Here is a 5,812-nt window from a genome sequence, read left to right on the forward strand (position 1 = left end):
GGTCTGGGACACTTGGTTTGCTGCCAAGGAGAACTTTGAGTTCGTGCACTATGAGCTGGGCAAGCATTTTATCAGTGCCTTAAAGAGCAACCGCAAGGCTGCCCTTACCATGGAAGACAAACTGGAAGGCAAGTTCCACCGAGTCGACGGGCTAGAACTGCAAGCAGGCCAGGCCATTACTGTTTACCTTAAAGGGCTGGACTTCCAAGTCCAGCTGGTCAAACAGGTCTTTATAAACCAAGACGGCTCAACTGGAGACTTGTACCTGGTCACCAACGATCTGGAGCTAAGCGGCCCAGCTATCTGCACAACCTACGGGACACGCTGGGGAGTGGAGGTATTCCACAAATCGCTCAAACAAAACGTGGGGCTGGAAAAGTCCCCCACCAAGCACGAGACATCCCAGTGCAACCATGTTTTTGCTGCCATGATTGCCTGGACTAAACTCGAACTGCTGTCTGCAAAAGAGCAGACCAACCACTTTGCCCTAAAAACCAAAATTTATGTCAATGCCCTCAGGGCGGCTTTTCAAGAGGTGCAAAGGCTCAAAGCCTATGTCCCTGCAATTGGGCCGCCAAACGGGCTAGCCACCCCTCTTTTGGGGTAAGGCTTTGATTAACTTGTTCATGCGAGTGCTTTTTCAGTGCCATGCACTGAGCGGGCTTGCTGTGCCAAGCACCCTGAATACTGCTAATTTTTTCAATTATCATAACCTTTCGCGTGCGAAAGGTCAGTTCATAAGTGCAGTGATGCAAGATTTGTTCCTCAGCATATAGATTCCCACTACCTTGAAGCAGCCGGGATAATTCTTCATTACTGGTCACCTTACGCTTGTCGGCCCCATTCTTCACAAAGATTAATCCGCTATTATCTTTATAGGGTTTGTCAACTCCTTCTGGAACACGAACAACAATAACCTGTTTATCTTTAACCGCTACAGTTTCCGTCTCGATGATAATTGGACTTTTCACATGCTCGTTTGCAGCAGTTGTCAGTAGATTGTTGATATGTTGAATATCCTGAAAGCTGAGCCCCGTTGCTTCCCCGGTTTTATCATTAATACCAATCAGGATTTGCCCGCCTTTGCTGTTAGAAAAGGCGACCATCTCCTGAGCAATGCTTACTGCATTTGTTACATTTTCTTTGAACTGAATAAGGCTGGTCTCGCCTCCTCTTACTAAACTCAGTAGTTCCTCCGCACTCATGCCATTATTTTTAGCATTCCAAATTTAGCACTCTTTTGGCAGAATTGATAGTCATGCTTGCATAACAACACTCGACGGATTCCTTTTACCCCTTCTGCACAAGGTAGACGATACCGGACAAGCCGCGCAGCCGGAATCAGAAGTACCGGGTGACGAAGTTGGGGCAGATGGTGCTGGAGCGCATTACTAGCAAACGCTAAAAGAGATTTATCCTTGAAAATTCGAAGTAGATATTCGAATTTTCAAGGATAAATTGTATTTTCGAGTATGGGTAAAACACTTCTCGATAGGAAACAAGATCAGGCAGCGGTAGCACAATTGATGCGCGTGTTCCCTGTGACTGCCCTGTTGGGTCCCCGTCAGGCGGGAAAAACGACACTTGCCAAGACCTTCCAGCCTGACCATTACTTCGATTTGGAGAACCCACGAGACCTCGCTATGCTGCAGCAACCTCAGCTGGCATTGGAAAACCTGGAAGGGCTGATCATGATTGATGAGATACAGCGAAAGCCGGAGCTGTTTTCGTTACTGCGCTATTTGGTCGATCAGCAGAACAACCAGAAATATCTTATCCTCGGTAGCGCTTCCTCCAGTTTGAAGCAACAAAGCGGCGAATCGCTGGCCGGGCGCATCGGTTATTATTATTTATCCGGGTTCAACTTGTCAGAGGTGGGCGCTGCACATTACCGAAAGCTGTGGTTACGAGGCGGTTTCCCCCGGTCTTATCTGGCAGAGGGGCTGGAGGAAAGCCGGCTTTGGCGGGAAAACTTCATTGCTACTTTTTTGGAGCGGGACTTGGCTGCCTTAGGGAGCTCTATACCTTCCTCTACCATGTACCGCTTTTGGGTGATGCTGAGCCATTATCATGGTCAAACGCTAAACTACAGTGAGTTGGGGCGATCTTTTGGCATATCGGACCATACTGTGAAAAAGTATATTTCCATTCTGGAAGATACCTTTATGATCCGGATACTTTTGCCGTGGCATACGAATGTAGGAAAGCGCCTGGTCAAGAGCCCAAAGCTATATATCCGGGACGCGGGCCTCTTTCATACCTTGCAAAATATCCATCAGGAAAAGGACTTGCTTAGAAATCCTAAGCTGGGGGCTTCCTGGGAAGGCTTTGCGGTAGAGGAAACCATTGCTCAGCTGGGCAAGCGGGACAATGAGGTATTTTTCTACGGGACCCACGCTGGCGTCGAACTGGATTTATACTGGCAGTCCAACGGGCGCTCCTACGGTGCCGAATTCAAATATATGGATGCCCCTAAGCGTACAAAGTCTATGCACCAGGCTATAGAAGATTTGAGACTGTCACATCTCTACGTCATTTACCCGGGAAGCCGGAGATATGCGCTGTCTGAGCGGATAACGGTACTGCCGGTTCAACAATTAGGGGGGCTGTAGCGCTGCTTCCTGGGGTGGTGGGGACACCTCTTCTGCTCTTACGAAAGTGTGAAGGAAATGTTGTTCCTACGGAACTCAGTCAATAGCTAATACCAGAACCAAGTCCCGGAGGGACGATAAACCATTCCGACAATCGTCAGATTGTTGAAAGACAATCAGCGCTGTAACCAGTCCTGTGAGGACGGCATCATCCGAAATGTTGAAAACAGCCACTGCGCTGAGCTGTGGCCTATGGAGTGTAGAAGGCTGGCTGAGCGGAAATTTGAAAAAATGAGAGTATGGAGCAAATCCGAAATAGAGCGTGGTTACAAATGTGCCGATCCCAAAACAACTGGCTGCGCTACAACTTCAGGTGTGGCCAGCGGAAGGCTATCCTGTTTCTTCAAGCTTCGGAATGCTATTGACTTCGCCCTCTACTTCCCGATACAAAACCTTGGTTAAGTTTTTAAATAGCTGATTATCAGTTAATATAGGTGAGTTTCGTTTTTTAGAGGTACAAGATAGGTACAAAAACCTGCAAAATCGCTTGTGCTTGTCATATTAAAAATAAAATTAAAGTATTGCTTTCTTTGATATGGCCAAAAATAGATAAAAGTAAGGATGAAGTCCAAGTTGATAAGATAATAATTTTATACTTTCCGGTCTATTGGGTTGAAAATCACATTAAATAAAAAACGTATTTATAGGCTTTTTGAACTTGCTGGTACAAAACCTTTAGGTTTGATAGTGAATTGTATTTCAATGATTTATGTATAAGAAAAACCCAGGGAGGTACAAATGGCTGCAAAACGGCCGAAAATAGGGCGGAGGTACAAAAAAGTACAAGGGGTGACAATGCAGATACGCCAATGTTTCGTTTGTCATCAAAGCAGGGGTAAACCGGTGCAAAATTCCGATATTGTGAAAAGCCAAAGAGGCGTAGAACGAAATCCATAAGCGTATGGCATTGCCCATAAACATTAAAGAGCTACTCAACGGACAAGTGATTGAATGGGAGCGTTTGGAATTCAAACGGGACTGGAATCCGGTACCCATACTGCGTACGCTCTGCGCTTTCGCTAACGATATCAATAACTGGGGTGGTGGATACATTATAATTGGTGTGGAGGAGCATGAAGGGCGGCCCGTATTGCCACCAGAAGGGGTTGCTCCTGAACGGATGGATAGTATCCAAAAGGAACTTACGAATCTTTGTCAACGTCTTCAGCCCAATTACCTGCCTATTGCCCAGCCGTATGTTTTCCAAGATAAACACATCCTGGTCATTTGGGCTCCAGCGGGTGATATGCGGCCGTACACCGCACCGGATGGTTTGAACAAGGGGGCACAACGGTTCTCGTACATACGGAGTGCCGCTTCAACGATCAAAGCTAAAGGTGAAAACTTACGCAGATTACAGGAACTCACTGCCCGTATACCATTCGACGACCGGGTTCAGCAACAAGCTACGCTAAAAGATCTTAGCCTTGGGCTTATTCGTGATTTTCTGAATGAAGTAGACAGCGAACTCTTTGACCAAAGCGCTACTATGCCCTTCGCAGACCTCTGTCGGCAAATGGCGATTGCCAAAGGGCCGGATGAGCAGCTTCGGCCGGTCAATGCCGGGCTGATGTTTTTCAGTGAGCAACCAGAGCGTTTTTTCCCCCGTGCGTGGATTGAGGTCGTGATCCGGGAAGATGAGGCAGGCAAGCGGTTCAGTGAAAAGTACTTCAAAGGGCCCCTGCACATTCAGCTCCGGAATGCACTATCCTACATCCGCAACAACATCATTGAGGAACGCGTCCAAAAGGTAAGTGGCCGTGCTGAAGCCGATCGCTATTTCAACTATCCTTATGATGCGGTGGAGGAAGCTTTGGCCAATGCGGTGTACCACAAGAGCTACGAGCTGGGCAAGCCGATAGAGGTGCAAATCTGGCCGGATAAAATCGAAGTGCTTAGCTTCCCCGGGCCTGTGCCACCCGTCAATGCCCGGATACTCGCCGAAAACCGCCGCATCGTCGCCCGTGATTACCGCAACCGGCGGGTCGGGGACTTCCTGAAAGAATTGCACCTGACCGAAGGCAGAGGAACCGGCATTCCGACCATGCGCCGGGTCATGGAGCGCAACGGCTCCCCGCTTCCACAACTGGAGACAGATGAGCAGTGTACGTACTTTTTGACTACGCTGCCGGTACATCCGATATTTGAAGGTGACCAAGTTAGCGACCAAGTTAGCGACCAAGTTAGCGACCAAGTTGACCCTTTAGTTTTTAAAGTAATTGGGATTTGTAAAACCCCTTCATCAAGGGCTGAAATACTGGATCAGCTTGGCTTTAAAAACCACTTTGACAACTACAAAAAATACATCCTTCCTGCCCTTGACCACGACTGGATAGAGATGACCGTGCCGGACAAGCCGCGCAGTAGGAATCAGAAGTACCGGGTGACGGAGTTGGGGTGGGCGATGCTGAAAAAGTAAAACCTACCCATCCTTTCGGGTGAAAGGCGAGAGGAATACCTGAACGACTTACCTTTTCTCTTCCGGGCGGTGGATGATCACGGTGAACTGTTCGGCTTCTACATCATTAATGAAGTCAATGTGCGGATGAGCTTGCAGGGCACGCAGAATTCCGCTGCCGGCACCGCGGTAATTGAGCAAAGAGGGGGCAAAGGAATCCAGTATGTTGTTTCGTTTTTTTCGGATCCCTCGTTTGATCTGCTCGGTCGTCAGGTTATTGGGCAGCTTGCCAGGGCTTTTGATTTCTATCCGGTTTTCAAACAGAAAAAGCTTGATGGTGTCTTTGATGAAGTAATCCCGGTGGATAAGGGCGTTGACTAACAATTCTTCTAAGACCACACTTGGTACTTCGGGTATGCCCAGGCTGTTGAAGGATTGCCCCGCTTGTACTTTTCTGAGCGCAGCGTATATGAAGGAATAGGCTTGTTGATACTGTTCAGCAATATTCCCTTTGAAGTTGTCACTTGATCGGTATTCGTGCTCATGGAGTTCGTTGCCCCAGAACCAAATAGCGGTGATGAAGAATCCGGTGAGTGTTTTGTCTGGTTTATCGGTAAAGAGTAATGCTGCTGCCAGATTGGGTTTACCATCTTTGCCCAGGCGGAGATTTTCAAATATTCGGTCCCGGTCTTCCCATTCACACGTTTCTTGGTAGGTTGTTTCGTAAAAACGTTTGAATTTATCCCAGTTGAGGTCTTCATAA

5 protein-coding genes are annotated in these 5,812 nt (G+C 47.8%); 3 read left to right on the forward strand and 2 right to left on the reverse strand.

What is annotated here, in order from left to right; all coding sequences use genetic code 11:
- Positions 1-607, forward strand: a 607-nt coding sequence (locus tag IX84_RS10695; protein ID WP_044219980.1) for a transposase, incomplete at its 5' end; no start/stop codon positions are given.
- Here the strand turns inward: IX84_RS10695 and IX84_RS10700 are convergent.
- Positions 546-1,205: an AlbA family DNA-binding domain-containing protein gene (locus IX84_RS10700; protein WP_052515939.1), complete on the reverse strand. Its 660-nt coding sequence runs from the start codon at positions 1,203-1,205 to the stop codon at positions 546-548. The two genes, IX84_RS10695 and IX84_RS10700, sit on opposite strands and share 62 nt — an antisense overlap.
- A gap of 267 nt (positions 1,206-1,472) precedes the next feature.
- On the opposite strand from IX84_RS10700, the gene IX84_RS10705 reads away from it, so the two are divergent.
- Positions 1,473-2,612: an ATP-binding protein gene (locus IX84_RS10705; protein WP_173426303.1), complete on the forward strand. Its 1,140-nt coding sequence runs from the start codon at positions 1,473-1,475 to the stop codon at positions 2,610-2,612.
- Positions 2,613-3,552: 940 nt separating this feature from the next.
- Positions 3,553-5,070 (forward strand): Fic family protein, encoded by a 1,518-nt coding sequence (locus IX84_RS10715; protein ID WP_044219985.1) that lies wholly within the window; start codon positions 3,553-3,555, stop codon positions 5,068-5,070.
- A 48-nt stretch (positions 5,071-5,118) separates the two neighbouring features.
- Here IX84_RS10715 and IX84_RS10720 read toward each other — a convergent pair.
- The coding region (locus IX84_RS10720) for an ATP-binding protein (RefSeq protein WP_044219953.1) at positions 5,119-5,812 on the reverse strand (694 nt) is incomplete at its 5' end.

The sequence above is a fragment of the Phaeodactylibacter xiamenensis genome, assembly GCF_000759025.1.
Taxonomy (GTDB): domain Bacteria; phylum Bacteroidota; class Bacteroidia; order Chitinophagales; family Saprospiraceae; genus Phaeodactylibacter; species Phaeodactylibacter xiamenensis.

What these genes read in the sequence shown, in the direction of transcription:
- IX84_RS10715 (WP_044219985.1), top strand. Translation starts at nt 3,553, where the DNA reads ATGGCATTGCCCATAAACATTAAAGAGCTACTCAACGGACAAGTGATT.
- IX84_RS10700 (WP_052515939.1), bottom strand. Translation starts at nt 1,205, where the DNA reads ATGAGTGCGGAGGAACTACTGAGTTTAGTAAGAGGAGGCGAGACCAGC.
- IX84_RS10705 (WP_173426303.1), top strand. Translation starts at nt 1,473, where the DNA reads ATGGGTAAAACACTTCTCGATAGGAAACAAGATCAGGCAGCGGTAGCA.